The organism is Paraburkholderia fungorum, from assembly GCF_046027605.1.
GTDB lineage: Bacteria > Pseudomonadota > Gammaproteobacteria > Burkholderiales > Burkholderiaceae > Paraburkholderia > Paraburkholderia fungorum_F.
Map to the genome: position 1 here is coordinate 145863 of NZ_JAQQEF010000012.1, position 23377 is coordinate 169239.

Sequence of the window (23377 nt, forward strand, 5' to 3'; positions counted from 1 at the left end):
CGGGGACAGGCGTTTCAATCGTAGCCAGCGGCGCTCGTTCCACACAGTCAGCCGGATGGCTAACGCTGCGATGACGCGGCGGTGCTCTCTGCGTCAAGCCGCCGCGCGATTGGCGTTGCGACGCTTGAGCAGATACCCGAGGATCACGACGAACAGCGCACCGCCAATACTCATGCCGTACTCCGCCGCCGGCGTGTCAAGGATCGGCCAGCGGTCGCCGGCCGGGTCGTTGATGATCAGGCCGCCCGCGATCCAGCCGAGCAGCGCGGCGCCGAGCGTGATGACGATCGGAAAGCGGTCGAGCAGCTTCAGCACCAGCTGGCTGCCCCACACGATCAGCGGAATGCTCACCAGCAGGCCGAAAATCACCAGCGCGAGGCGATGCTCGGGGTCGGCGGCCTCGGCCGCACCGGCAATGGCGATCACGTTGTCGAGGCTCATCACCGCATCCGCGATGATGATCGTCTTGATCGCCGCCATCAGCTTGTCCGCCGGTTTGACGTTCTCGTGCGCGTCGTGCGCCGGCGCCATCAGGCGCACGCCGATCCACAGCAGCAACAGTCCGCCGGCAAACTTCAGCAACGGCACGTCGAGCAGCACAACCGCGAAGGCGATCAGCGCCACGCGCAGCACAATGGCGCCGGCCGTGCCCCACAACACGCCCTTCGTGCGCTGCGCGGGCGGCAGGTTGCGGCACGCGAGCGCGATTACCACGGCATTGTCGCCACCCAGCAGGATGTCGATGACGATGATCTGAATGACTGCGCCCCAATGGAGCGTGGCGAAGAACTCGAGCATGGCTAAAAGAATAAGAAGAAATCTGACGCACAGCCAATAAAAAAGCGGGGGAGTCGAAACTCCCCCGCTTTTTAAGACTGCCCGCTCACGAAAGGATTTCGTAAGCGTATCAAAAAACGCGCCGTGACTGCGCGCGAATTTCGATTTACAGCATCGCCTTCAGAAGACGCGCCATTTCCGACGGGTTCTTCGTGACCGTGATGCCGCAAGCTTCCATGATTTCCAGCTTGGCTTCAGCGGTATCCGCACCGCCCGAGATCAGCGCGCCGGCGTGGCCCATGCGCTTGCCCGGAGGCGCCGTGACACCGGCGATAAAGCCAACCACCGGCTTCTTCATGTTGTCCTTGATCCACTCAGCAGCGTTTGCTTCGTCCGGACCACCGATCTCGCCGATCATGATGACGGCGTCCGTTTCCGGATCGTCGTTGAACATCTTCATCACGTCGATGTGCTTCAGACCGTTGATCGGGTCGCCGCCGATACCGACTGCCGACGATTGGCCGAGGCCGATCGCCGTCAATTGGCCGACTGCTTCATACGTCAGCGTGCCCGAACGCGACACGACGCCGATGCGGCCCTTGCGGTGGATGTGACCCGGCATGATGCCGATCTTCAGCTCGTCCGGCGTGATCGTGCCCGGGCAGTTCGGTCCGAGCAGCAGCGTCTTGCGGTTTTCCGCACGCATACGAGCCTTGAGCTCGATCATGTCGCGCACGGGAATGCCTTCCGTGATGCAGATCGCGAGATCCAGATCGGCTTCGACGGCTTCCCAGATCGCAGCAGCAGCGCCTGCCGGCGGCACGTAGATCACCGACACGGTCGCGCCCGTTTCAGCCTTGGCTTCAGCGACGCTAGCGTAGATAGGAATGCCTTCGAAATCTTCGCCGGCACGCTTCGGGTTCACACCCGCGACGTACGCTTCGCGGCCGTTTGCATATTCACGGCAAGCACGCGTGTGGAACTGACCGGTCTTGCCGGTGATGCCCTGCGTGATGACCTTGGTGTCTTTGTTAATCAGAATCGACATGTATTGACCTCTGTTCGTTTGGCGTCGCGCCGGTACGCCACGCGGCGGGATGTTCTCCGCCCGCGTCGCTCACGCGCCGCCATTCGTAATCCTGGTTGTCCTGGTTGAGCCTGGCTCAATGGCTAACCGAGCGCTCTTTACTTGCCTTGAGCGGCCGCGACGACCTTCTGGGCCGCTTCTTCCATGCTGTCCGCCGCAATGATCGGCAGGCCGGATTCAGCGAGCATCTTCTTGCCCAGGTCTTCGTTCGTGCCCTTCATGCGGACCACCAGCGGCACCTTCAGCGACACGGCCTTCGACGCCGCAATCACGCCTTCCGCGATCACGTCGCAGCGCATGATGCCACCGAAAATGTTGACCAGGATCGCGGTCAGGTTCGGGTTCTTCAGCATGATCTTGAACGCTTCCGTGACCTTCTCGGTCGTGGCGCCACCGCCCACGTCGAGGAAGTTCGCCGGTTCGCCGCCGAACAGCTTGATGGTGTCCATCGTTGCCATTGCGAGGCCAGCGCCGTTCACGAGGCAGCCGATGTTGCCGTCGAGCGAGATGTACGCGAGGTCGAACTTCGATGCTTCGACTTCAGCCGGATCTTCTTCGTCCAGATCGCGATACGCGACGATTTCCGGATGACGGAACAGTGCGTTCGAATCGAAGTTGAATTTCGCGTCCAACGCGATGACCTTGCCGTCGCCGGTCAGGATCAGCGGGTTGATCTCGGCGAGCGATGCGTCGGTTTCCCAGAATGCCTTGTACAGGCCTTGCAGGATCGAGCGTGCTTGCGGCAGCGAAGCGGCGGGCACGCCGATCTTCGTGGCGAGCTCGTCGGCTTCGGCGTCTTTCAGACCGGTCGACGGATCAACCGCGATCTTGTGGATCAGCTCAGGCGTCTTTTCCGCGACTTCTTCGACGTCCATGCCGCCTTCGCTCGATGCCATCACGACGATCTTCTGCGAAACGCGATCGATCACGAGGCCGACATACAGTTCCTTCTTGATGTCAGCGCCTTCTTCGATCAGCAGACGATTCACCTTCTGGCCTTCCGGACCGGTCTGGTGCGTGACGAGCTGCATGCCGAGGATCTGGTTCGAGTATTCACGAACCTGTTCCAGCGACTTGGCGACCTTCACGCCGCCGCCCTTGCCACGGCCACCCGCATGGATCTGAGCCTTCACGACCCATACCGGGCCGCCGAGCTCTTCCGCGGCCTTGACCGCATCATCCACCGAGAAGACCGGCTTGCCGCGCGGTACCGCGACGCCGAATTTCCGCAGGATTTCCTTACCCTGGTACTCGTGAATCTTCATGCGTGATTCCCTTCAGTCTGAGAGTTGGATTGAACTTCGTTTCCGCTGCCGTCGTTCATGCCGGACGTGCTGCCGCCCTCACCTGTCTGGCGGGCTGCCCCGTTGCCTGACGAAGCCGCGCGATCCGCTGTATACGGAGCGCGGCCATACCAGCGCGGATAAAACTGCTGCACCGCCTCGCCGTCGAAACGCAGCGCGTGGCAGCGTCCCAACTGGAATGGCGGTTTATCGTTGGCATGCTCGCCGGTGGTGTTGGACGATCCGTCTCCTGAGCCACCGCTCGCGCCCGGCGCGCCTTTATCGGTATTCCACACGTCGCCGGCGAACGCCTGGATGGCGGCGGTCGGCAGGATCGCGCACAACTCGGTGAGATGCGTGCAGCCAGCCGTGCCGGCCAGCAAACGGGCAGCATCGCGACGGAAGTTGTTGAACAGATTGAGCCCGATAAGGGCACGGTAGGCGGGATTACTGGCTTGGCACAACCCTGGATAGGGCACCCAGTCGGACGACGCTTCGGCGTCGACGACGTTGAGCTTGCGATCGATGGTGATGCGAAGCCAGAGTTCATGGATCGGCTGACCATTGGGCCGGACGCCCGACGCAAGCACCACATCGCGCGGTTTTTCGTCGGTCAAGCATGCTTCCACATCCCACAGGCCATCGGCTCGCTCATAGGCTTCCGCTCGGATTGCGCGACGGTGGCGCAACTGACGGGATACTGGCGGGGAGAGCGGCATGCGGGAAGGAAAGGCCGAATTGGAAAACCCATGAATTTTAGCATACTGGGTATTTGAGACAGGTCGGAATGCGCAGGGCCGCGCGGCGGGCCGGGGAGCGCGGCAGACGCTATCTCAAAGTAAGGGCTGTACTGGCGAAGCACGGAGGTTTTCGCGCGGGGGCCTGTACGGTGCCCATGCGCGGTACCCCGCTAGTCGCCGCTCCACTCCTCGTCGATACCTTTGAGAATTTTGCCGATCGTGGCGCCCGAGAAACCGCGCGATGCCAGAAAGCGCGCCTGCTTGCCCCGCTCGGCAGCCGTTTCGGGAAGCCGGCCGAATTTCTTCTGCCAGACGGCCTGTGCGCGCGCGAGTTCGGTTTCACGCAGTTGCGCACTGGCTTCTTCGACTAACGTCTGGTCGACCGCGTGCTGCTTCAATTCGCCGACGATCCGGCTCGCACCCAAGCGCGACGAGCGCCGATGGACCAGGCTTTCGGCAAAGCGAGAGTCGGACAGCCAGTTTTCAGCTTCCAGCGTGTCGAGCAAGGTGTCGAGCGAATCGGTTTCTTCGACGAATGGTTTCAGCTTGCGCGCCAGTTCGGAGCGGCTGTATTCACGCCGGGACAAATAGCCGAGCGCCCGTCCTTTTAGCGAACGGCCCGGGCGTTGGGATTTTTTTGCATCGTCCTGCCCGGGCTTCGCCTCGCCGGGTGTGCGGCGCGAGCGGGTATAGGTGGTTTCGGACGGGTCTGTTGCGTCTTGCGCGGAATCTTGCGCGGAAGAGTCGGATTGTGGCCGACGACCTGCAGCGCGATCGTGCGCGTCGAACGATTCGAATGGCTCGAACGGATCGGCGTCGCCGGCTGCGACAAAGGGATCGGGGGCGGATGCGGATGAGCGCTGGGACGCGGCGTTGCTGCCCGGATAGCGCGGCGCACGCGAGGTGGAGCGCCCGAAAGAGCTTCCAGAAGACTTGCCGAACGAACTATTAGACGAACTGCCAGACGAGCCGCCGAACGAACTGTTCGAAGAACGCCCGGAGGAACTGCCAAACGAGCTGTTCGAGGAACGCCCGAACGAACTGCCTGAGGAACGACCAGACGAACCGCCAAATGAGCTTCCCGACGATCGCCCAAACGACCGGGTGGACCTGGAAGTCGACGAGGAAGTTGAGGAGGAAGGTTCGGAGGAAGAGGATGACGACGATTCGAACGAATCGTCGTCACCGTCACACGGGCCGTCCGCGTTGCGTCCATCTTTGGCAGCGTTGGACAGCGGCCGGCCCTTGCGTATCACGTGCGGGTTACTCTTCTTCGCCCGCGACTTCGGCGCTGACGCCCGTCGCCGCTTCAGCCATGGCATTCACGCCCAGCGATTCGCGGATACGATTTTCGATCTCACGGGCGATGTCCGGATTTTCACGCAAAAATTCGCGCGCGTTGTCCTTGCCCTGACCAATCCGTTCGCCGTTGTAGCTATACCAGGCGCCGGCTTTGTCCACGATCTTCGCCTGTACGCCGAGGTCGATGACTTCACCCTGACGCGAAATGCCTTCGCCGTACAGGATGTCGAAAATCGCTTCCCGGAACGGTGGCGACACCTTGTTCTTCACGACCTTCACGCGCGTTTCATTGCCGATCACTTCGTCGTTCTTCTTGATCGAGCCGATCCGGCGAATGTCCAGACGCACCGACGCGTAGAACTTCAGCGCGTTACCACCCGTGGTGGTTTCCGGGTTGCCGAACATCACACCGATCTTCATACGGATCTGGTTGATGAAGATCACGAGGCAGTTCGTGCGCTTGATCGTACCGGTGAGCTTGCGCAGCGCTTGCGACATCAGACGCGCTTGCAGACCCGGCAGCGAGTCGCCCATTTCGCCTTCGATTTCAGCCTTCGGCACAAGTGCCGCGACCGAGTCGATCACGATCATGTCGATCGAGCCCGAGCGCACCAGTGCGTCGGCGATTTCAAGCGCCTGTTCACCGGTATCCGGCTGCGAAACCAGCAGGTCGTTCACGTTCACACCGAGCTTGCCCGCGTACTGGATGTCCAGTGCGTGTTCCGCGTCGATAAACGCTGCCGTGCCACCGATCTTCTGCATTTCGGCGATGACTTGCAGCGTCAGCGTGGTTTTACCGGACGATTCCGGACCATAAATTTCGACCACACGGCCACGCGGCAAACCGCCGACGCCCAGCGCGATGTCGAGGCCAAGTGATCCGGTTGAGACCACCTGGATGTCTTCGACTACCTCACCTGCGCCGAGCCGCATGACCGACCCTTTGCCGAACTGCTTTTCGATCTGCGCAAGCGCGGCAGCGAGTGCCTTGCTCTTTTCAGCAGTCAGTCCAGCCGAGCCTTTCTTGCTTTCTTCCATGAATCGTCCTTTGCTATGATGAACGGCGTCTGAGGCAGATGTGCAGCCCACGAGTTCAACCTCTCGGAAAGGACAGCACACGAAACTCAGACACTGTATAAAAAAACAGTAGTTTTGGCAAGCGCGATTCTCATGCGAACGCGCATTTTTACCGTCGCGCCGCCCAACTACCCACAATAATTTTCGGAGACCGCTGTGCGCCATGGAAACCCACGGTGCCGGCAAGGCCAGGTTGGCGCACCATGCGAATTCTGATTGCCGAAGACGACAGCATACTCGCGGACGGTCTGGTTCGATCACTCCGCCAATCGGCCTATGCCGTCGATCATGTGAAGAGCGGCGTCGAGGCTGATACCGCCCTTTCGATGCAAACTTTCGACCTGCTGATCCTCGATCTGGGCCTGCCGCGCATGTCGGGGCTCGAGGTGCTGCGCCGCCTGCGCGCCCGTAACTCGACCGTGCCGGTGTTGATTCTCACGGCGGCGGACAGCGTCGATGAACGCGTCAAGGGTCTCGATCTCGGCGCCGACGATTACATGGCCAAGCCCTTCGCGCTCAATGAACTCGAGGCACGCGTGCGCGCGCTGACCCGGCGCGGCGCGGGCGGCGGCCCGACCGTGGTGCGGCACGGCTCGCTGTCGTTCGATCAGGTCGGCCGGATCGCCTATGTCAACGAGCAGGTGATCGACCTGTCGGCACGCGAACTCGGTTTGCTTGAAGTCCTGTTGCAACGGATTGGCCGGCTGGTGTCGAAGGAGCAACTCGTCGACCATTTGTGCGAATGGGGCGAGGAAGTCAGCAATAACGCGATCGAAGTTTATGTGCACCGGCTACGCAAGAAGATCGAGCCGAGCGGCGTGCGTATCATCACCGTGCGGGGGCTCGGGTATTGCCTTGAAAAAGCCGCCCTGCCCGCGAACATGAACGCGAACCCAAACACGAGCGCCAGCATGAGCGCAAGCAGCCCCACCGAGCCAGAGCCGCCCTCGTCGGCAGCGATGCCGGCGAGCCATCACTACAAATAGAGCACGCCCATGTCCGCACGCGCAGACCGCGCTACGGCGCACGCGGCGGACCTCGACGAGGCGCGCGACGAGCGCTACGCCAATCCGTTCGCCCCGCCCGACGAGACCGAAGCCGCCGCCGAAGCGCGCCCGCGCTCGCTGTTCGGCGAGATTCTCGACTGGATGCTGGCGCCGCTGCTGCTGCTCTGGCCGATGAGCCTCGCGGTCACCTACCTGGTCGCCAAGTCGATCGCCAACGGTCCGTTCGACCGCGCGCTCGAAACCGACGCCTATGTGCTCGCCCGCCAGATCCATCCGGTCAACGGCGTGGCGGAGCTCTCGCTGCCCGACTCCACCCGCGACTTTCTGCGCGCCGATAACGTGGACAGCGTGTTCTATCAGGTGCTCGGCACGCGCGGCGAGCTGGTGGGCGGTGAGCGCGACATGCCGCTGCCGCACGAGGAAGACCGGCCGCCGCCGGGTCTCGTCGAATTCCGTGACGATATGCTGCGCGGCAACGATATCCGCGTCGCCTATACGACCGTCGAGTTTCCGCAGACACCCGGCGCGCAGCCGGTGCTGGTGCAGGTTGCCGAGACGCTCGACAAACGCAGCCAGCTTGCCAACGACATCATCAAAGGCGTCATCCTGCCGCAGTTCGTGATCCTGCCGCTGGCGATCCTGCTGGTCTGGTTCGGCCTGTCGCGCGGGCTCGCGCCGCTGCATGCCCTGCAGGCGCATATTCGCGCGCGGCGCCCTGACGATCTGTCGCCGCTCGAAGCCCGCCGCGCGCCGCCGGAAATCGAGCCGCTGGTGACGTCGTTCAACGATCTGCTGACGCGTCTCGAACAGAACATGGAATTGCAGAAGCGCTTTATCGCCGACGCCGCGCATCAGATGAAAACGCCGCTTGCCGGCCTGCGCACCCAGGCTGAACTGGCGCTGCGCCAGGACGCCTCCGCGGAAGTCCACCGCTCGCTCGAACAGATCGCCACCAGTTCGGAGCACGCGGCGCGTCTGGTCACCCAGCTGCTGGCCTTGGCGCGCGCGGAAAACCGCATGTCGGGCCAGATCTTCACCCCGGTCGAGGTGACGGAAGTCGCGCGTAGCGCCGTGCGCGACTGGGTTCAAGCCGCCCTCGCCAAACAGATGGACCTCGGCTACGAAGCGCCCGAAGAGCCGGTCGAAGTCGACGGCAATCCGGTCATGCTGCGGGAGATGCTGTCGAATCTGATCGACAACGCGATCCGCTACACGCCGGCTGGCGGCCGGATCACCGTGCGGGTCAGACATGACGCGACGGCGCGGCGCGTGCATCTCGAAGTGGAAGACACGGGGCTTGGCATTCCGGTGGCCGAGCGCTCGCGGGTAGTCGAGCGTTTTTACCGGATTCTCGGCCGCGAAGGCGATGGCAGCGGCCTTGGGCTCGCGATCGTCCGCGAGATCGCGACGATGCACGGCGGGGCGATGACAATCGACGATAACGTCTATCAAACTTCCCCGCGACTTGTCGGAACGCTCGTGCGTGTCAGCTTGCAGGTGCTCGAACGGGTACGGGACTTACCCTAAGCGCGCGAGCATCCGCGTCTTGGTCGCCGCGATATTGAGATACGTTATCGTGCGTTAGAAGAATTTGTGCGCGGGTTGACGTTTTTTATCGAAATTCCCCACTGCGACTGGAACTGCCATTTCACCCCGCCACGTCAGTACGCCGTAAGTTTCCACTCCAATAATCGGTTTCACGGGAACGCCTTTGCCGGCGGACCGCGTGTACATATCAATATTGGAGACGACATATGGCTACAGTTGGCGGGCAAATCTCGCACGTGCCGATGACGCGCGATGAGAAGCGGGTGATCTTCGCATCGTCGCTAGGCACGGTTTTCGAGTGGTACGACTTCTTTCTGGCCGGTTCGCTCGCGGCCTTCATCAGCAAAAGCTTCTTCTCCGGCGTCAATCCGACGGCGGCCTTCATCTTCACGCTCCTCAGCTTCGCCGCGGGTTTTGCGGTGCGGCCGTTCGGCGCGATCGTGTTTGGGCGCCTTGGCGATATGGTCGGGCGCAAGTACACCTTCCTCGTCACGATCCTGATCATGGGCTTCTCGACCTTCCTGGTGGGTTTCCTGCCGGGCTATGCGTCGATCGGCATAGCATCGCCGGTGCTCTTCATCGCGATGCGGATGCTGCAGGGCCTCGCGCTCGGCGGCGAGTACGGCGGCGCTGCCACCTATGTGGCCGAACACGCGCCAGCGGGACGCCGCGGCTTCTATACCTCGTGGATCCAGGCAACCGCAACGCTCGGTCTGTTCCTGTCGCTCCTGATTATTCTCGGCGTGCGCACGGCCATGGGCGAAGACGCGTTCGGCGACTGGGGATGGCGCATTCCGTTCGTCGCGTCGATCATCCTGCTGGCCGTGTCCGTGTGGATTCGTCTGCAACTGCATGAATCGCCGGTGTTCGAGCGCATCAAGGCTGAAGGCAAGACCTCCAAGAAGCCGCTGACGGAAGCGTTCGCCGAGTGGAAGAACCTGAAGATCGTCATTCTCGCGCTGGTCGGCCTGACCGCCGGTCAGGCCGTGGTCTGGTACACGGGCCAGTTCTACACGCTGTTCTTCCTGACGCAGACGCTGAAGGTCGACGGCGCGACGGCCAACATCCTGATCGCGATCGCGCTTCTGATCGGCACGCCGTTCTTCCTTTTCTTCGGCTCGCTGTCGGATCGTATCGGCCGCAAGCCGATCATCATGGCCGGCCTGCTGATCGCCGCGTGCACGTATTTCCCGCTGTTCAAGGCACTGACTCACTACGCCAACCCGGCGCTGGAAGCCGCGAGCGCGAAGGCGCCGATCGTCGTGATCGCCAATCCGGACGAGTGCTCGTTCCAGTTCAATCCAGTCGGCACCTCGAAGTTCACGAGTTCCTGCGACATCGCCAAGAGCGCGCTCTCGAAAGCCGGCTTGAACTACGAGAACGTCGCGGCGCCGGCAGGCACGCTGGCGGAGATCAAGGTCGGCGATACGGTGATCAACACGTATGACGGCAAGGCCGCCGACGCGAAAGACCAGGGCAAGGTGTTCGACAAGACCCTGGCCACGACGCTGAAGACTGCCGGCTATCCGCCGAAGGCCGATCCGTCGCAGATCAACTGGCCGATGAGCGTGGTGATCCTGACGATCATGATGATCTACGTGACGATGGTCTATGGGCCGATTGCGGCAATGCTGGTGGAGATGTTCCCGACTCGCATCCGCTATACGTCGATGTCGCTGCCGTATCACATCGGTAATGGCTGGTTCGGCGGCTTCCTGCCGGCCACTGCGTTCGCGATCGTGGCGGCCAAGGGCAACATCTACTCGGGACTGTGGTATCCAATCGTGATCGCGGTCGCCACCTTCGTGATCGGCATGCTGTTCGTCAAGGAAACCAAGGACTCGGATATTTACGCGAAGGACTGAAACGCCTGACGGATGGGCAATTTAAAAAAGTTGTGCAACGGGGGTTGACAGCCCCCGGCCCTATCCTCATAATCTCGCTTCTTTCGGCGAATTAGCTCAGTTGGTTAGAGCGACGGAATCATAATCCGCAGGTCCGGGGTTCGAGTCCCTGATTCGCCACCAGTTGCAAGAAAAAGCCGCTGCCCCCACAAGGTCAGCGGCTTTTTTGTTTTCTGCGTGGTGAGAGTGCTTGTGGGTCCGTCGCCCACACGCAACGTGCTGCGCCTGCATCGCAACCACTTCGGCCGCGCAATCCCTCCGCCAGTCCGTTGCCGCGAGAACAAAGAATCGATGCCCACCGAGCGCTTCCGACAGGCTCGAACCCTTAGGCCCTCGCGTTCGTCCTTATATCGCCTTCACCCTTGTAAATTGCGCACCACTGCCTCGTATTTCGCCACAAGCGCCTCGGCGGAATCGTCCTTGGAAGCTGCAGCCGGCGCCTCGGCTTCGCCGCGCGCTTCGGACGGTGAACAACCAAACCGCTCGCGAAACGCCCGATTGAACGTCGATTCGCTCGAAAAGCCCACGGCATAGGCAATTTCGCCGATCCGTTCGCGCGCTCGCCGTGGATCGCTGAGGCGGCGCATCGCCTCGTCGAGGCGTTTTCCCCGAACCAGACGCGCGACGCCACCGACATCGCTAAACAACCCATAAAGGACCGTCCGCGACACTTTGAGCGTTTTGCAAAGGCTGTCAGCGTCGAGAGCCGGATCGAGCAAGTGACGCTCGATGTGCGAAAGCGCGTGCGTCCTGAGCATGGGCGCGAGGCGCGGATCGTCTTTCGTCGAGTCCGTCCTGGCCTGGGGCAACAGGCAAGCGGCCAGCAAGCCGAGCGTCGCCTCAGCCGCAACGCGTGAATGTTCAACGCTCATGTCGGTCAGGACGCCCGCGAGCGACACCATGTGCGACGCGACGAGCGTACCCACCGGATCTCCCGCTTCGAACGTCACGCCATGCAACCGCGCGCCCGCCGGCATGAGCCTGTCCAGCGCCGCGCGCGGAATGCTGAGCGTCAGCATGGGCGCATCCCTCGCGAATCCGATGTTCTCCACGGACATGTCGCGCACCGCTATCGAGTTGACCGCCACGCGCTGCTGGCCGTCCGCGGACTCGGACAGGAGCTGGCCGCCAAGAAGACAATGGATGAGATATTGATCGACGCCCGACGTCGCGATGCGCCGGCGCGTTCTCTGAAACTGGACCTCGTCTCGCGCGCAATGCCGGGTTAAAAGCATCGCCCCACCCAGGTCCCACGTTTCAATCCTGGCGCTGAATTCGCTCTTCGAGCGCTCCAGTTCATACATGGGCCGCAACGCCTCCCGCCATAGCTCCTCGCCATCGCGTCGGTTCATCTGGACGCTGTCAAATTTCAACGGCTTCGGCATCTCGTGGTCTCTCTTGCGTTTTGCCGAAATATTAATCGCGAACCGGTCCTTCAGATTAATTCAATAGACAAAAATGCAGCATCGGACAAAATGATTGAAAAACGCGGACAGAATGAGAGGCAACAAAAACCGCCGTGCCGGATGATTCGGCTGTGCCGGGCGCCACACTGAATGGGCGCCGGAATAAACATAAAACAGATACATCGGGGTTCAACATGAAGATCAAAACACCGGCAAAAGCAACCGCGATCGTCGCTTCGTCCATGATCGCCGCAGCATTGACGGCGTGCGGCGGCGGAGGCTCTTCGTCCAACCCGGCAGCGCAGCCCAACACGTCGCAACAGTCAACGCCGCCGATCTCGCTTGTTGCCGCAACCGGCACGGCCGCAGGATCGCCGACCTTGACCGGCGACGTAATTGCCGACTCGTTCGCCTACACCAACAACAAGCGCGCGCAGCTTGGACTTCCGCCGCTCAAAAGCATCACCGCCGTCAACACGGCAGCGCAAAACCACGCGATCTACATGCAGGACAACATGGACGTCGGCCACTATGAAACGGCCGGCCTGCCCGGTTACACGGGCAACGCCCCAACGGACCGCGTCAAGGCGGCCGGCTACACGACCAACGCCGTCGGTGAAATCGCCGCAGGCATCGGAGGCCCGTTCGTCTCATCCACCCAGGCGATCGACGCGCTGTTCGATGCGCCATTTCACCGCGCGATCTTCCTGTTCGATACGTCAGGCGTGGGCATCGGCCAAGGCGCGACGAACACCGACCCGACGAAATATTCGACCCTCGTGGCCGACTTTGTGGATTACGTCGCCTCGACGCCTGACTACAAGCTCGTCGCCTATCCGTATCAGGGACAAACCAACGTCAAGCCGTCGTGGATCGCCAACGAGTCGCCGAATCCCATGGCGAGCGCGCCGTCGTATATCGGCCAGACCGTCGGCTATCCGGTCACGCTGAGCGCGTCGGGCAACGGCGCGTTCTCGAACATCAATTTCCTGATCGCGGACGCGTCTGGCAATGCAGTGCCGTGCCTGGAACTGGACAACACGAACAACGCCGAAGCGACGCGCCTCGCGATGTGCGTGCCGTTCAAGCCGCTGGCCGCCAACGCGACGTATAAGGTGACGGTTACAGGCTCGCTGACCAACACTAGCATCCCGACGGCGACGCCGTTCTCGGTCAACTGGTCGTTCACGACCGCTTCGTCGGCGGCGGTGCAGGCGCGGCAATTGCCCGCCGGGACCGGCAGCAGCCTGCCCACCATCCTCCATTGATTGGCCGGGGCCCCGATGCCGCTCTCGACCCTTGCCGCGTCTGCCGTGATCGCAGCATCCGCCGCGTCGGCCGGTGGCGCATCCCTTCCCGTGCCTGTCGCCGTGCCGTTGACACAGGTGCAGGCCCCGTCATTCCAGGTCGGGCAAGAGTGGGAGTTCTCATTCGTCAACGAGCTCGACCCCTCGAAAACCGGTGGATACACGCAGCGGGTGGTGAGCGTAGCGGACGGCCTCGCTGAATTGGGCGTGGTCGTCAAGGGCTCCGTGGGCCGAGGCGAGCTCGATGCCAACGCGAACGTTGTCCGGGCGCCGCAAGCCGTGTATTCGCCCAGCAACGAGATGTTGCGCTTCCCGCTCTACGTGGGCAAAAGCTGGGAGGCTCAGTACACCTACACCAGCGGCAATTGGACCGCCAACGACGATCGCAGCGCCAAGGTCGTCGCGATCGAGCGCGTCCAGACCGCTGCTGGGACGTTTGACGCGTTTCGCATCGAGAGCACGATCGCATGGGCCGGTGCGTCGGTATCGACAGGCGCCGGCCACGCTCACGAAACGGATTGGTATGCGCCAGCCGTGGGGCGCGTCGTCAAGCAGGAGTATGAAGACGTCCCCAACAACAAGAACGAGGCCCCGACAGCGACCCGCTACGAACTCGTTCGATATTCGCCTGCGCGCGCCGCGGGCGCGCAGTGAGCCACGACCGAAGCATTCTTGCTGCTCTACGAACCAGACGGAGGGCCGTGATAACATAGGTCTCGGCTTCGCCATCCGATTGCAAAAAAAGCCGCTGATCCACAAGGTCAGCGGCTTTTTTGTTTTGGCTTTCCAAACAGCAACTTCAAGGAGGTTTCTTGATGACGTTCCGCACTGCCACGCTTGCCGTAGCCACCGCATCCATCGTCCTTCTGGTTGGCGCATCACCGCTCACCGCCGCCGCCCAAACGCCTCCCGACAGTCAGTGGCGCACCAGTCCAATTACGCTTTCGACCTTGCTGCAGGACGGCTACAAGATCGTTGCTGTCGTGAATGAGGCTCACGGCAACGCCGGCGCGGCCGATACGATCTTTGTTCAACGCGATCAGAGCGCGTTCAAATGCATCGACCCGCAGCAACCCGATTCCAAATCAAAACCGTCGGCCGCCTGCTTCGAGCTGGTCCAGCCGTCCGGTGCGGTTGCGGCCTCCGAGGCCAAGTAGCCGCTCGCTCGCGATAACCGGCGGCGGCCCGCTCACTCGCGAGCGCGCCCGGTTCAATGGACAGTAACCGTCAACAGATTCAGCCACTTGCGCTGCTCACGCCCGTGCAACACGGCTGTCGGTCAGACCGGCTCCAACTCGTTCCCGGCATCGAGCCATAGCTGCCTGATGTTCTCGCAGTCCACACGGCGAGGCGGCAGTGTGCCGGTCAGCAAGTAGCGTGTAACCGGCTCGTCCACACACGGGTTGCCGGACGGATAACCGCGATGTGAATGCTCGCCTTTCATGTAGAGCAAGCTCGCATTCGGGAGTCTGTCGAACATGCGCAGCGCGCCCTCGTCAGCCGTGAAGCCGTCGAATTGCGCCTGGATCATAAGGATCGATGGCGCGCGCGCCACCGCATCAATGCCCGGCTTGATCACCGCCGCTTGCGATGGTTTCCAGAACAGGCAACTGAAATTGAGCACGCTACCACCCAGCTGGCCACTGCCCAGCGGATATCGCTGCGCATATTCCCGGTGCTTGTCGATCCATAGTTGCCTGCTCGTGCTCAACGCAGGCGTGTCGTTACACATGACCGCCAGATCCACGGCCGCCTCGGGCGTCATATGCAGCGCGTCGTCTTCGAAAAGGGCCGGGTGGGCAGCTTCAAAGTACTTCGGGATGACAGTCGTCGTTGCGATCTCGAGTGCCATCTGGTTTGCGAGCCCATGGCGCGAAAACACGTGACTCCTGGCAAGTGCGAGAACCTGATCCTGCGTACTACCGGGGTTCTGCTCGAGTATCTGCTGGACACCTTTCGCCGCGACGAACACAGACGCCCCCTCATCGATGTAGCCCGAGGCGGAAAATACTCGCGATTGATCGAGTGCGAACGAAGCCGCTGCCCGCAGCTTGGGCGGCAACGCCGCAAATAGCTGCAGTGTCGCCGCCGGGTTACTGCCAAGATTGAAATGCGCATCATGGCGTGCTGCGTAGGGCCCAATTATCTCGTCAGCGATTCGCTGGATCGCTGGCGGCTGCTGCAAGGTACCGGCCTCGGCCATGGTATGCGCGGAGAAATCCAGATTGGCGCTCAACACCATTCTTCCGGTGCGCTCGGGAAATAGTCCTGCATACCACGCGCCGAGCCATGTGCCATACGAGTGGCCCATGTAATTGAGTTTGGCGTCACCGGATATTGCCCGAATCAGATCCATGTCCCGGGCAATCTGATCGGTATTGATATAGGGGGTGAGCGGGTTGTTCTGGCACGCCTTCGATTTGAGTTCGGCATTGCGCAGCAACGCGTCGACCGTCGATGCAGTGGCATCGCCGCCCCACCAAGTCGTACTGAGACGCTCGTTCGAACCGCAGGTCAATTGCGTGCTTGAACCGATTCCCCGCGGTGAAAAACCAATCAGATCGTACGCGTCGAGCAGTTGTCGTTCAGATTCGGAAACAGTCGGATCCGCGCCAACCAGTTCGCCATAGAACGTGAGGTTTGCCAGGCGGCCGTCTCCGCCCGGCCCGCCAGGATTGAAAAGCAGCGAACCAATGTGCATCGCCGGATCCTTCACGGCAAGCCGCGTGACTGCGATCGTTATCTCGCCTTTGGCAGGGTCTCGCCAGTCCATCGGCGCGCGAAGATCCGCGCACCGAAAGCGCGGCGACTCCGCGATTTTCTCGTAAGCCGAAGGCAAGCCGGTCTTGTCACACGCGTGCCAACCCACCCGTTGGTCAAAGTACGGTTTCAGTGCCGAAGCGCGTTTCTGGTCCGGTGTCAGGTCATCTTCCCCACTACCGCCACCGCAGCCGGCCAAGGCAGCGGCGAAGATGATCGACGTCGTTTTTGTCGAGATTGTTTTCATTCGTGCCTCTCCCCCGACCTGGTCGGTCGGCTTGCAGCCGTCCGCATCGCGCACGACAGCTTCGGGTGACTGAACGTCCCGGCTGAGCGGCAATAACACCTGATCAAGAGGAACGGCAGAGTGAACGATCGACAGACACGCTGCCTATGGATCCTGGCAGGTCAAGGACGGACTTCAGCGTGGTACAACGCCGCAACCACGGGTAAGCACTGACATCAGCGGGAGTTCGGCGGCTTCAGCGGTCCACGAGGCGGCTGAGATTACCGCGCACCCTTTGCAGCAGCGCGATCAGTTGCTTCGCTTCTTCGTCGGTAAAACCGTTCAGCGCTTCGAGCGCGACTTCGTCGCCCACTCTGCGGGCCTTGCCGAGCGTGCGCTCGGCCTTTGGCGTCATACGTACCTGCCGCTCTCGGCGATCCTGCGGATTGGCCGTGCGCTCAATCCAGCCGCCCTCCTCCATCCGGTCCAGCAGACGTCCCGCCGAAATCGGCGCGACTTCGAGCAGATCCGCGAGCCGCGCCTGATTGATGTCGCCGTAATGGGCGAGATTGGCCAGCACGCGGCACTGCGCGCGCGTCAGATCGACCGATGACTTCGCGAGATCGTCGAAACGCTTGCCTGTCAGGCGGCCGACGTCGGAAATCAGAAAGCCGAAGCGTTCTTCGAGTTGGGTGTTCATGCGCGGATTATACGAAAGGCTTTCGTTTGTCATCATCGGGGCGGGCGCGGGATGGGTGCCGAATGGGTTCGGGATGCGCGCAATTCAGGCTCCGCATAATTCCTGGTGGGCGCGTGCGCTTGCAGCCGATATACTAAGCATGCTTACTATATCGAAGATCCGCTTCCACATGTCCTCCGACTCCCCGCCGACGAGCGCCGCCGCCCCGCTCAACCGGCCGATGATCACCGTCTCGATCATGCTCGCGACGCTGATCCAGACGCTCGACAGCACCATTGCCAACGTCGCGTTGCCGCACATGCAGGGTACGCTGTCCGCGTCGCAGGATGAGATCACCTGGGTGCTGACTTCGTATATTGTCGCGGCGGCGATCGCCACGCCGCTGACCGGCTGGCTGTCCGACCGGCTGAGCGTCAAGCGGCTGCTGATCTTCTCGATCGGTGGCTTCACGGTGGCCTCGGCGCTGTGCGGATTGTCGGAGACGCTGACGCAGATCGTTGCGTCACGTTTGCTGCAGGGAATTTTCGGAGCCTCGCTGGTGCCGCTGTCGCAGTCGATCCTGCTCGACATCAATCCGCGCGAAAAGCAGGGCCAGGCGATGGCGGTGTGGGGTATGGGCGTGATGGTCGGGCCGATTCTCGGGCCGACGCTTGGCGGCTGGCTCACCGATAGCTACAACTGGCGCTGGGTGTTTTTCATCAACGTGCCGATCGGTGCGTTCGCACTGTTCGGCGTGGCAACCTTCCTGCCCGCGCGCGAACCGAAGCACGACGCGAAATTCGACGCGTTTGGCTTTGCCACGCTGGGTCTCGCCATCGGCGCACTGCAGGCCATGCTCGACCGCGGCGAGCAGCTCGACTGGTTCGGCTCGCATGAGATTGTGATCGAGGCGCTCGTCGCGGCAATCAGCTTCGCGTTCTTCCTCGTGCATACCGCGACGGTCGGCAAGAAATCGTTCTTCAAATACGAATTGCTGAAGGACCCGAACTTCGCCACCGGCACGTTCTTTATCTTCGTGATCGGCGCGGTGATGTATGCGACGCGCGCGTTGCTGCCGCCGATGCTGCAAAACCTGATGAACTATCCGGTCGCGACCACGGGCCTCGTCACGGCGCCGAGCGGCGCGGGAACCATGGTCGCGATGCTGTTCGCCGGGCGGTTATTGAAGCGGGTCGATGCGCGGCTTCTACTGCTCGCCGGCTTTCTGATCTCCGCATTCGCGCTATGGCAGATGATGCATTACACGATCGTGCTGTCGGCGTCGGACATTGTCTGGCCCGGCGTGATCCAGGGCTTTGGTCTCGGCCTCGTGTTCGTGCCGCTGAGCGCGTTGACCTTCTCGACGCTCACGCCCGAGTTGCGCGCGGACGGCACCGCCACGTACAGCCTGATGCGCAATATCGGCAGCAGTATCGGCATTTCGATCGTGCAGACGCTGATGACGCGCAATACGCAGGTCTCACATGCGGACCTCGTTGCGAATATCACGCCGTTCAATCCGGCGATCCAGCCGATGCTCAACAGCGGCTCGAATTACGACATGGCGGCGCTGAACGCGTCGATTACACAGCAGGCGTCGATGATCGCCTATCTGAACGACTTCAAGTTGATGTTCATGGCGACGCTGCTCGTGATTCCGTTGCTGCTGTTGATCCGTCCGGCGCGCCACGCGCCGGATGCGTCGGTTGCGCATGCGGCGATGGATTGAGCACGATGACTGGGATCAAACGGGAGCGCCGGCGCATTCGCGCCACGCTCACCCTTCGATCCTGCCGCGCGTCACGCCCAGCAACCCCGCCATCGCCTCTCGCGCCGCCGCCGCATCGCGCTCGCGGATCGCTTCGAATACCGCCGTGTGCTCGGCCAGCGACGCGTTGAACACATCCGCGCGTTTTGCATTCAGACGTAGTTGCGCTTCGAGCGTGCGCTCGATCAGCGTGCCGAGCGGAATCAGCAATTCGTTGCTGCATGCCGTCAGCACGCTCAAATGAAACTGCAGATCGGCCCGCACCCATTCATCGACGTTGCGTGCCCCGACCATCGACGCATGCGCGGCCTCCAACGCGTTGAAGGTGTCGTCCGTGTGCGAGGCCGCCGCCAGACCCGCCGCGTACGGCTCGATCATCTCGCGCATCTCTTGCAGCTTGAGCGCGAACGCCATCGGCTCGGCAACGCGCGAGTACCAGTCGAGCACATCGACATCGAGCAGATTCCACGCGATTTTTGGCCGCACCCGCGTGCCTATGCGCGGACGCGATTCGATCAGCCCTTTCGACGTCAGCGTGCGCAGCGCCTCGCGCAACACCGTGCGGCTTACGCCGAAGGTGTCCATCAACTCCGCCTCGCGCGGCAGGATCGAGTCGGGCGCGTAGTCGCCGCGCAGAATCGCGGTCGCCAGTAGACGGGTAACGCGCCCATGCAGATCGTGCTGAATAGTTTTCTCCCGACAGCCTTGCGGCACTGTTGATATCGGACCTGAGCCCGCAACGCGACCGCGATTATCCAGCATCTCAACCGGCGGACCCACTGGTTCGGCGCTGTTTCAGCGCTTGTCTCGGCGCTGCCTCGGCCACGATTCGCCGCCTCTGGCCTTCCGACGAACGCGGGCCACTATTTGGCCAATAGTACTATTAATACTACTTAACTGCGCTTTTGTTGTAGCATGTGAATCCTCGAAATATTTCGCATGGAACCACCATGAAAATCACCAAGCTCGAAACCTTCATCGTTCCGCCACGTTGGTGCTTCCTCAAGATCGAAACGGACGAAGGCATCGTCGGCTGGGGCGAGCCGGTAGTGGAAGGCCGTGCGCATACCGTGGCGGCCGCCGTCGAGGAACTGTCCGACTATCTGATCGGCAAAGACCCGCTGCTGATCGAAGACCACTGGCAGGTGATGTATCGCTCAGGCTTCTACCGCGGCGGCCCGATCACCATGAGCGCGATCGCCGGCGTCGACCAGGCGCTGTGGGACATCAAGGGCAAGCATCATGGCGTGCCGATTCATGCGCTGCTGGGCGGCCAGGTGCGCGACAGGATCAAGGTGTATTCGTGGATCGGCGGCGACCGTCCGAGCGACGTCGCGAACAACGCACGCGCCGTGGTCGAACGCGGCTTCAAGGCCGTGAAGATGAACGGCTCGGAAGAATTGCAGATCATCGATACCTTCGACAAGGTGCAAGGCGTCATCAACAACGTCGCCGCTGTGCGCGAAGCGGTCGGGCCGAACATCGGCATCGGCGTGGACTTTCACGGCCGCGTGCACAAGCCCATGGCAAAGGTGCTGGCCAAAGAACTCGACCCGTACAAGCTGCTCTTTATCGAAGAGCCGGTGCTGTCGGAAAACGCGGAAGCCTTGCGCGACATCGTCAATCAGACCAATACGCCGATCGCTTTGGGCGAACGTCTGTATTCGCGCTGGGACTTCAAGCACATCCTGTCGGGCGGCTATGTCGATATCATCCAGCCGGACGCGTCGCACGCGGGTGGGATTACCGAGTGCCGCAAGATCGCGTCGATGGCCGAAGCGTACGACGTCGCGCTCGCGCTGCACTGCCCGCTCGGTCCGATCGCGCTAGCCACCTGTCTGCAGATCGATGCGGTCAGCTACAACGCGTTCATCCAGGAACAGAGCCTGGGCATTCACTACAACCAAGGCAATGACCTGCTCGATTACATCAAGAACCCCGAAGTCTTCAAATACGAAGACGGTTTCGTGTCGATTCCGCAAGGCCCGGGCCTCGGTATCGAAGTGAATGAAGAGAAGGTCCGCGAGATGGCGAAGGTCGGCCATCGCTGGCGCAATCCCGTCTGGCGCCACGAGGATGGCAGCGTCGCCGAATGGTAATGACGTAGTTGAACGCCGCCTGCGGGCGGCGTTTCTGTTTTTGCACGGCCCGTGGCGCCGGCAGAAGACCGGCAAGAGGGTACGCACGTTACGGGAGCGTGACGCCACGCCGTCGCAGTTACGTAACATCACGGACCGGAACGGCCTGAAAGCGCGCTTTCCGGGCCTCGAAGCGTTCGCACCGCATCGCGCAAAGCCTTATCCATAAAGGCTTTCACGCTATTTGTTCGGCACCCGACATACGCATGGCCCACTCCTTGCTCAAATGCATTCAAACGACCAATGCATCAGGGAAACATCATGGGCGAGTTCCTTCCAGACTATCTGCTTCGCGAACAGGCCGCCGTCGGCGCGCTGGTGGTGTTCGGCGTGCTTCGCATCATCGGCGCGATGCTGGCTTATGAACGCGGCTGGCGCATCTCGGTAGTCGAAAAATGCTTTATCGCCGCCGCGGTGCTGTACTGCGTGCCGCAGCTCTTCGACCTGTTGACGCATATGTACGGCGCACGCGCCGCGGGCGCGGAGCTGGAAGGCAAGGCAGCGGGCTGCGCGATCGCGCTGTTCTGTGCGCCGATTCTCGGACATCGGCTCGGCCTCGAATAATCGGTTTCACTCAGCGGAAGCACGCCATGCGACTGGGAAAGAGATCTGCGAGCGCTTCAAAACCTGCCTACCGCGCCGGCGACGTCGTGACGCTCAGGTCCGGCGGACGCCCGATGACCGTCAGCTGGACCGGGCCCGTGCTGTTTGCGCCTGGCTACTGGTTGATCTGCCAGTGGTTTGGCGACGACGGCGAACCGCAGCAGGAGATGTTTCCGGAAGAGACGCTTGAACGGGCGGACAACGCGCTCGCCGCCTAGAGGGCAGTAACGGATCAGCCGGCCACCGCCGGGCGACCGTGTGTATTGCGCCGCACGCTTTTGCTGTGCGGCGCTTTTTTATGTTGCATGGATGAAGCAACGGCGGCGCGCACTGTGATCCGCGCGCCCGACCTTTCCTGACGCCAGCTCAACCCAGCGCGGCGAACGCCGGCACACTGTGCGATAACACGGCAGCCGCGACGAACACGCCGATCATCGCCAGTGCTTCCAGATACAGCACGTTGACGAAGGTGTGCGCGTCCATCGTCGAGGCCGTGCGGCGCAAACGCGGCAGCGCCGAGAAGCGGTTGAGCCCGCCGAGCACCAGCGCAAGCGCGACCAGCGCAAGCTTCAGCGTCAGCACATGGCCCCAGGTGCTCATCTCGATCGCTTCGAACGAGCCGCCCGAGCCGCGCACGGCATTGAAGACGCCAGTGAGCAGCACCAGCCCGACCGCCACCATCGATACGTGCGACACCTGCGTCGCCGTGCGGATCAGCATCCCACGCGCGGTCGACGTGCCGAGCGCGGGCAATACCGAGAGCCCCGCTGCCATGGCCAGCCCGCCCCACACGCTCGTGACCAGCACATGCAGCGTCTGCATGCCGATCGCCGCCGAGGTCGGGCCGGCATCGGCCGCATGCCCGAGCGACGCCTTGCCCGCTGCGATCGCGATCACCGCGAGCCACAGCAGCGCATTGCGCAGCATGCCCGTATGACTCGCCATGGCCGTGCCCAGCAACACCAGCGCGCCGGCGAAGGCCACGCTCCAGCCGTAGCCGACATGGGTTTGCGTCAATACAGTCGGCACCACGCCGATCGCGGACGGCAACGCGACGCCGCTCATCGACGCTGCCTGGTACAGCAGCCAGCCGAGGTCCGCGAGCACCAGCACGACAGTGGCCGTCAGCATCGACCGTTGCGCGCGCAACCAGGCGGGCCGCGCCGGTGCGATCTTGGCCTTCGCGTCCTTGGCAAGCCACGCGCCGAGCAACGCCGAACCGACGGCAAACGCAAACGCGACGTTCATGAGCGCGGCCATGGCGACCTGCCCGATCCACAGTCCGTCGATGTTCATTGGACGACGAACGCGAAGTTGCCTTGAGTACGGTGGCCGTCAGTGGCAACCGCGATCCAGTGCACGCCGTAGCGGCCGGCCGTCAACTGCGGCAACGCCAGGTGCATCACCTTCGCATCACTTTTGTCGACTTGCGACGCTGCCGGCGCGGCGGGCTTGCCGCTTGCGTCGTTCAGTTCGATCCTGCTGAAAGCCGGCTCGAGCGGCTCGGTGAAATGGATCGTCACTTCCGTGGGAGCGCTCACTTCGGCGTTCGCCGCCGGCTCGCTCGACACCAGATGCGCATGCGCGAAAGCCGTGGACGTCATGAACAGGGCCGCGGCGCCGAACGTCAACGCATGCAGCGCCGAACGGGAAAAATTGAATAGCTTCATGTAAGACCGATAGCTTATGGAAAGTAAAACGGTAGGCGTTGAGCCGGGGGCGTCCGCGTCGGACCGATGCCGGCGCGCCCGGAAGTGTACGCTTC

The 23377-nt window shown here is 62.2% G+C and carries 21 protein-coding genes, 1 tRNA gene and 1 pseudogene; 11 read left to right on the plus strand and 12 right to left on the minus strand.

The window, feature by feature from the left end; all coding sequences use genetic code 11:
• Window positions 1-93 precede the first annotated feature (93 nt).
• The 6 genes and pseudogenes from PQR53_RS20950 to recA form a co-directional block, all read right to left on the minus strand.
• Window positions 94-798, minus strand: a complete 705-nt coding sequence (locus PQR53_RS20950; RefSeq protein WP_408457827.1) for a TerC family protein — start codon at window positions 796-798, stop codon at window positions 94-96.
• Between the two features lie 145 nt (window positions 799-943).
• Window positions 944-1825 (minus strand): succinate--CoA ligase subunit alpha, encoded by an 882-nt coding sequence (gene sucD / locus PQR53_RS20955; RefSeq protein ID WP_120296142.1) that lies wholly within the window; start codon window positions 1823-1825, stop codon window positions 944-946.
• 137 nt (window positions 1826-1962) lie between these two features.
• Window positions 1963-3129, minus strand: a complete 1167-nt coding sequence (sucC, locus tag PQR53_RS20960) for an ADP-forming succinate--CoA ligase subunit beta (protein ID WP_211613843.1) — start codon at window positions 3127-3129, stop codon at window positions 1963-1965.
• Complete coding sequence (locus PQR53_RS20965; RefSeq protein ID WP_408457831.1) at window positions 3126-3866, minus strand: DUF2889 domain-containing protein; 741 nt, start codon at window positions 3864-3866, stop codon at window positions 3126-3128. The genes sucC and PQR53_RS20965 overlap by 4 nt, the downstream gene beginning before the upstream one ends.
• 191 nt (window positions 3867-4057) lie before the next feature.
• Window positions 4058-4858, minus strand: a pseudogene (gene recX / locus PQR53_RS20970) (recombination regulator RecX); the annotation flags it as partial.
• A gap of 292 nt (window positions 4859-5150) precedes the next feature.
• Window positions 5151-6227, minus strand: coding sequence for a recombinase RecA (recA, locus tag PQR53_RS20975; protein ID WP_063497267.1), 1077 nt, complete (start codon window positions 6225-6227; stop codon window positions 5151-5153).
• 242 nt (window positions 6228-6469) lie between these two features.
• Between recA and PQR53_RS20980 the strand changes: the two genes are divergently transcribed.
• From PQR53_RS20980 to PQR53_RS20995, 4 genes are all read left to right on the plus strand, one after another.
• Window positions 6470-7252 carry a response regulator gene (locus tag PQR53_RS20980; RefSeq protein ID WP_408457834.1) on the plus strand — a complete coding sequence of 261 codons (783 nt, stop codon included), beginning with the start codon at window positions 6470-6472 and terminating at the stop codon, window positions 7250-7252.
• Window positions 7253-7261: 9 nt separating this feature from the next.
• Window positions 7262-8800: a sensor histidine kinase gene (locus PQR53_RS20985; RefSeq protein WP_408457837.1), complete on the plus strand. Its 1539-nt coding sequence runs from the start codon at window positions 7262-7264 to the stop codon at window positions 8798-8800.
• A gap of 227 nt (window positions 8801-9027) precedes the next feature.
• Window positions 9028-10686 carry an MFS transporter gene (locus PQR53_RS20990; RefSeq protein ID WP_408457839.1) on the plus strand — a complete coding sequence of 553 codons (1659 nt, stop codon included), beginning with the start codon at window positions 9028-9030 and terminating at the stop codon, window positions 10684-10686.
• Window positions 10687-10771: 85 nt separating this feature from the next.
• Window positions 10772-10848: transfer RNA gene (locus tag PQR53_RS20995), tRNA-Met, on the plus strand.
• Window positions 10849-11081: 233 nt separating this feature from the next.
• On the opposite strand, the gene PQR53_RS21000 is transcribed toward PQR53_RS20995, so the two are convergent.
• The gene (locus PQR53_RS21000; protein ID WP_408457842.1) at window positions 11082-12077 is read right to left on the minus strand and encodes a helix-turn-helix domain-containing protein; all 996 of its coding nucleotides are present in this window, start codon (window positions 12075-12077) and stop codon (window positions 11082-11084) included.
• A gap of 248 nt (window positions 12078-12325) precedes the next feature.
• On the opposite strand from PQR53_RS21000, the gene PQR53_RS21005 reads away from it, so the two are divergent.
• From PQR53_RS21005 to PQR53_RS21015, 3 genes are all read left to right on the plus strand, one after another.
• Window positions 12326-13399 carry a CAP domain-containing protein gene (locus PQR53_RS21005; protein WP_408457845.1) on the plus strand — a complete coding sequence of 358 codons (1074 nt, stop codon included), beginning with the start codon at window positions 12326-12328 and terminating at the stop codon, window positions 13397-13399.
• Between the two features lie 15 nt (window positions 13400-13414).
• Window positions 13415-14092, plus strand: a complete 678-nt coding sequence (locus PQR53_RS21010) for a TapB family protein (protein WP_408457848.1) — start codon at window positions 13415-13417, stop codon at window positions 14090-14092.
• 161 nt (window positions 14093-14253) lie between these two features.
• On the plus strand, window positions 14254-14595 hold the full coding sequence (locus tag PQR53_RS21015) for a hypothetical protein (protein ID WP_408458047.1): 342 nt from the start codon (window positions 14254-14256) through the stop codon (window positions 14593-14595).
• A gap of 122 nt (window positions 14596-14717) precedes the next feature.
• Here PQR53_RS21015 and PQR53_RS21020 read toward each other — a convergent pair whose 3' ends face one another.
• Both PQR53_RS21020 and PQR53_RS21025 read right to left on the minus strand, forming a co-directional pair.
• The gene (locus tag PQR53_RS21020; protein WP_408457851.1) at window positions 14718-16445 is read right to left on the minus strand and encodes an alpha/beta hydrolase; all 1728 of its coding nucleotides are present in this window, start codon (window positions 16443-16445) and stop codon (window positions 14718-14720) included.
• Between the two features lie 235 nt (window positions 16446-16680).
• Window positions 16681-17124 (minus strand): MarR family winged helix-turn-helix transcriptional regulator, encoded by a 444-nt coding sequence (locus tag PQR53_RS21025; protein ID WP_408457854.1) that lies wholly within the window; start codon window positions 17122-17124, stop codon window positions 16681-16683.
• A gap of 169 nt (window positions 17125-17293) precedes the next feature.
• Between PQR53_RS21025 and PQR53_RS21030 the strand changes: the two genes are divergently transcribed.
• A complete protein-coding gene (locus PQR53_RS21030) occupies window positions 17294-18832 on the plus strand; it encodes a DHA2 family efflux MFS transporter permease subunit (RefSeq protein WP_408457857.1) in 1539 nt (512 codons plus the stop codon).
• A 48-nt stretch (window positions 18833-18880) separates the two neighbouring features.
• Here the strand turns inward: PQR53_RS21030 and PQR53_RS21035 are convergent, their stop codons facing one another.
• The gene (locus PQR53_RS21035) at window positions 18881-19633 is read right to left on the minus strand and encodes a FadR/GntR family transcriptional regulator (RefSeq protein WP_408457860.1); all 753 of its coding nucleotides are present in this window, start codon (window positions 19631-19633) and stop codon (window positions 18881-18883) included.
• 188 nt (window positions 19634-19821) lie between these two features.
• Here PQR53_RS21035 and dgoD point away from each other — a divergent pair, with 188 nt between their 5' ends.
• The 3 genes from dgoD (at window position 19822) to PQR53_RS21050 (ending at window position 21830) form a co-directional block, all read left to right on the plus strand.
• Complete coding sequence (dgoD, locus tag PQR53_RS21040) at window positions 19822-20970, plus strand: galactonate dehydratase (protein ID WP_408457863.1); 1149 nt, start codon at window positions 19822-19824, stop codon at window positions 20968-20970.
• Between the two features lie 300 nt (window positions 20971-21270).
• A complete protein-coding gene (locus PQR53_RS21045) occupies window positions 21271-21573 on the plus strand; it encodes a hypothetical protein (protein WP_408457866.1) in 303 nt (100 codons plus the stop codon).
• A gap of 26 nt (window positions 21574-21599) precedes the next feature.
• Window positions 21600-21830 (plus strand): YodC family protein, encoded by a 231-nt coding sequence (locus PQR53_RS21050; RefSeq protein WP_408457869.1) that lies wholly within the window; start codon window positions 21600-21602, stop codon window positions 21828-21830.
• A gap of 148 nt (window positions 21831-21978) precedes the next feature.
• Here the strand turns inward: PQR53_RS21050 and PQR53_RS21055 are convergent, their stop codons facing one another.
• Together PQR53_RS21055 and copC are read right to left on the minus strand one after the other, a co-directional pair.
• On the minus strand, window positions 21979-22908 hold the full coding sequence (locus PQR53_RS21055; protein WP_408457872.1) for a CopD family protein: 930 nt from the start codon (window positions 22906-22908) through the stop codon (window positions 21979-21981).
• Window positions 22905-23282: a copper homeostasis periplasmic binding protein CopC gene (gene copC / locus PQR53_RS21060; RefSeq protein WP_408457875.1), complete on the minus strand. Its 378-nt coding sequence runs from the start codon at window positions 23280-23282 to the stop codon at window positions 22905-22907. Before copC ends, PQR53_RS21055 begins: the two co-directional genes overlap by 4 nt.
• Window positions 23283-23377 lie beyond the last annotated feature (95 nt).

Excerpts from the sequence above, each read along its gene's own strand:
- PQR53_RS20950 (WP_408457827.1), bottom strand. The coding sequence starts at position 798 with ATGCTCGAGTTCTTCGCCACGCTCCATTGGGGCGCAGTCATTCAGATC.
- sucD (WP_120296142.1), bottom strand. The coding sequence starts at position 1,825 with ATGTCGATTCTGATTAACAAAGACACCAAGGTCATCACGCAGGGCATC.
- sucC (WP_211613843.1), bottom strand. The coding sequence starts at position 3,129 with ATGAAGATTCACGAGTACCAGGGTAAGGAAATCCTGCGGAAATTCGGC.
- PQR53_RS20965 (WP_408457831.1), bottom strand. The coding sequence starts at position 3,866 with ATGCCGCTCTCCCCGCCAGTATCCCGTCAGTTGCGCCACCGTCGCGCA.
- recA (WP_063497267.1), bottom strand. The coding sequence starts at position 6,227 with ATGGAAGAAAGCAAGAAAGGCTCGGCTGGACTGACTGCTGAAAAGAGC.
- PQR53_RS20980 (WP_408457834.1), top strand. The coding sequence starts at position 6,470 with ATGCGAATTCTGATTGCCGAAGACGACAGCATACTCGCGGACGGTCTG.
- PQR53_RS20985 (WP_408457837.1), top strand. The coding sequence starts at position 7,262 with ATGTCCGCACGCGCAGACCGCGCTACGGCGCACGCGGCGGACCTCGAC.
- PQR53_RS20990 (WP_408457839.1), top strand. The coding sequence starts at position 9,028 with ATGGCTACAGTTGGCGGGCAAATCTCGCACGTGCCGATGACGCGCGAT.
- PQR53_RS21000 (WP_408457842.1), bottom strand. The coding sequence starts at position 12,077 with ATGAACCGACGCGATGGCGAGGAGCTATGGCGGGAGGCGTTGCGGCCC.
- PQR53_RS21005 (WP_408457845.1), top strand. The coding sequence starts at position 12,326 with ATGAAGATCAAAACACCGGCAAAAGCAACCGCGATCGTCGCTTCGTCC.
- PQR53_RS21010 (WP_408457848.1), top strand. The coding sequence starts at position 13,415 with ATGCCGCTCTCGACCCTTGCCGCGTCTGCCGTGATCGCAGCATCCGCC.
- PQR53_RS21015 (WP_408458047.1), top strand. The coding sequence starts at position 14,254 with ATGACGTTCCGCACTGCCACGCTTGCCGTAGCCACCGCATCCATCGTC.
- PQR53_RS21020 (WP_408457851.1), bottom strand. The coding sequence starts at position 16,445 with ATGAAAACAATCTCGACAAAAACGACGTCGATCATCTTCGCCGCTGCC.
- PQR53_RS21025 (WP_408457854.1), bottom strand. The coding sequence starts at position 17,124 with ATGAACACCCAACTCGAAGAACGCTTCGGCTTTCTGATTTCCGACGTC.
- PQR53_RS21030 (WP_408457857.1), top strand. The coding sequence starts at position 17,294 with ATGTCCTCCGACTCCCCGCCGACGAGCGCCGCCGCCCCGCTCAACCGG.
- PQR53_RS21035 (WP_408457860.1), bottom strand. The coding sequence starts at position 19,633 with ATGCTGGATAATCGCGGTCGCGTTGCGGGCTCAGGTCCGATATCAACA.
- dgoD (WP_408457863.1), top strand. The coding sequence starts at position 19,822 with ATGAAAATCACCAAGCTCGAAACCTTCATCGTTCCGCCACGTTGGTGC.
- PQR53_RS21045 (WP_408457866.1), top strand. The coding sequence starts at position 21,271 with ATGGGCGAGTTCCTTCCAGACTATCTGCTTCGCGAACAGGCCGCCGTC.
- PQR53_RS21050 (WP_408457869.1), top strand. The coding sequence starts at position 21,600 with ATGCGACTGGGAAAGAGATCTGCGAGCGCTTCAAAACCTGCCTACCGC.
- PQR53_RS21055 (WP_408457872.1), bottom strand. The coding sequence starts at position 22,908 with ATGAACATCGACGGACTGTGGATCGGGCAGGTCGCCATGGCCGCGCTC.
- copC (WP_408457875.1), bottom strand. The coding sequence starts at position 23,282 with ATGAAGCTATTCAATTTTTCCCGTTCGGCGCTGCATGCGTTGACGTTC.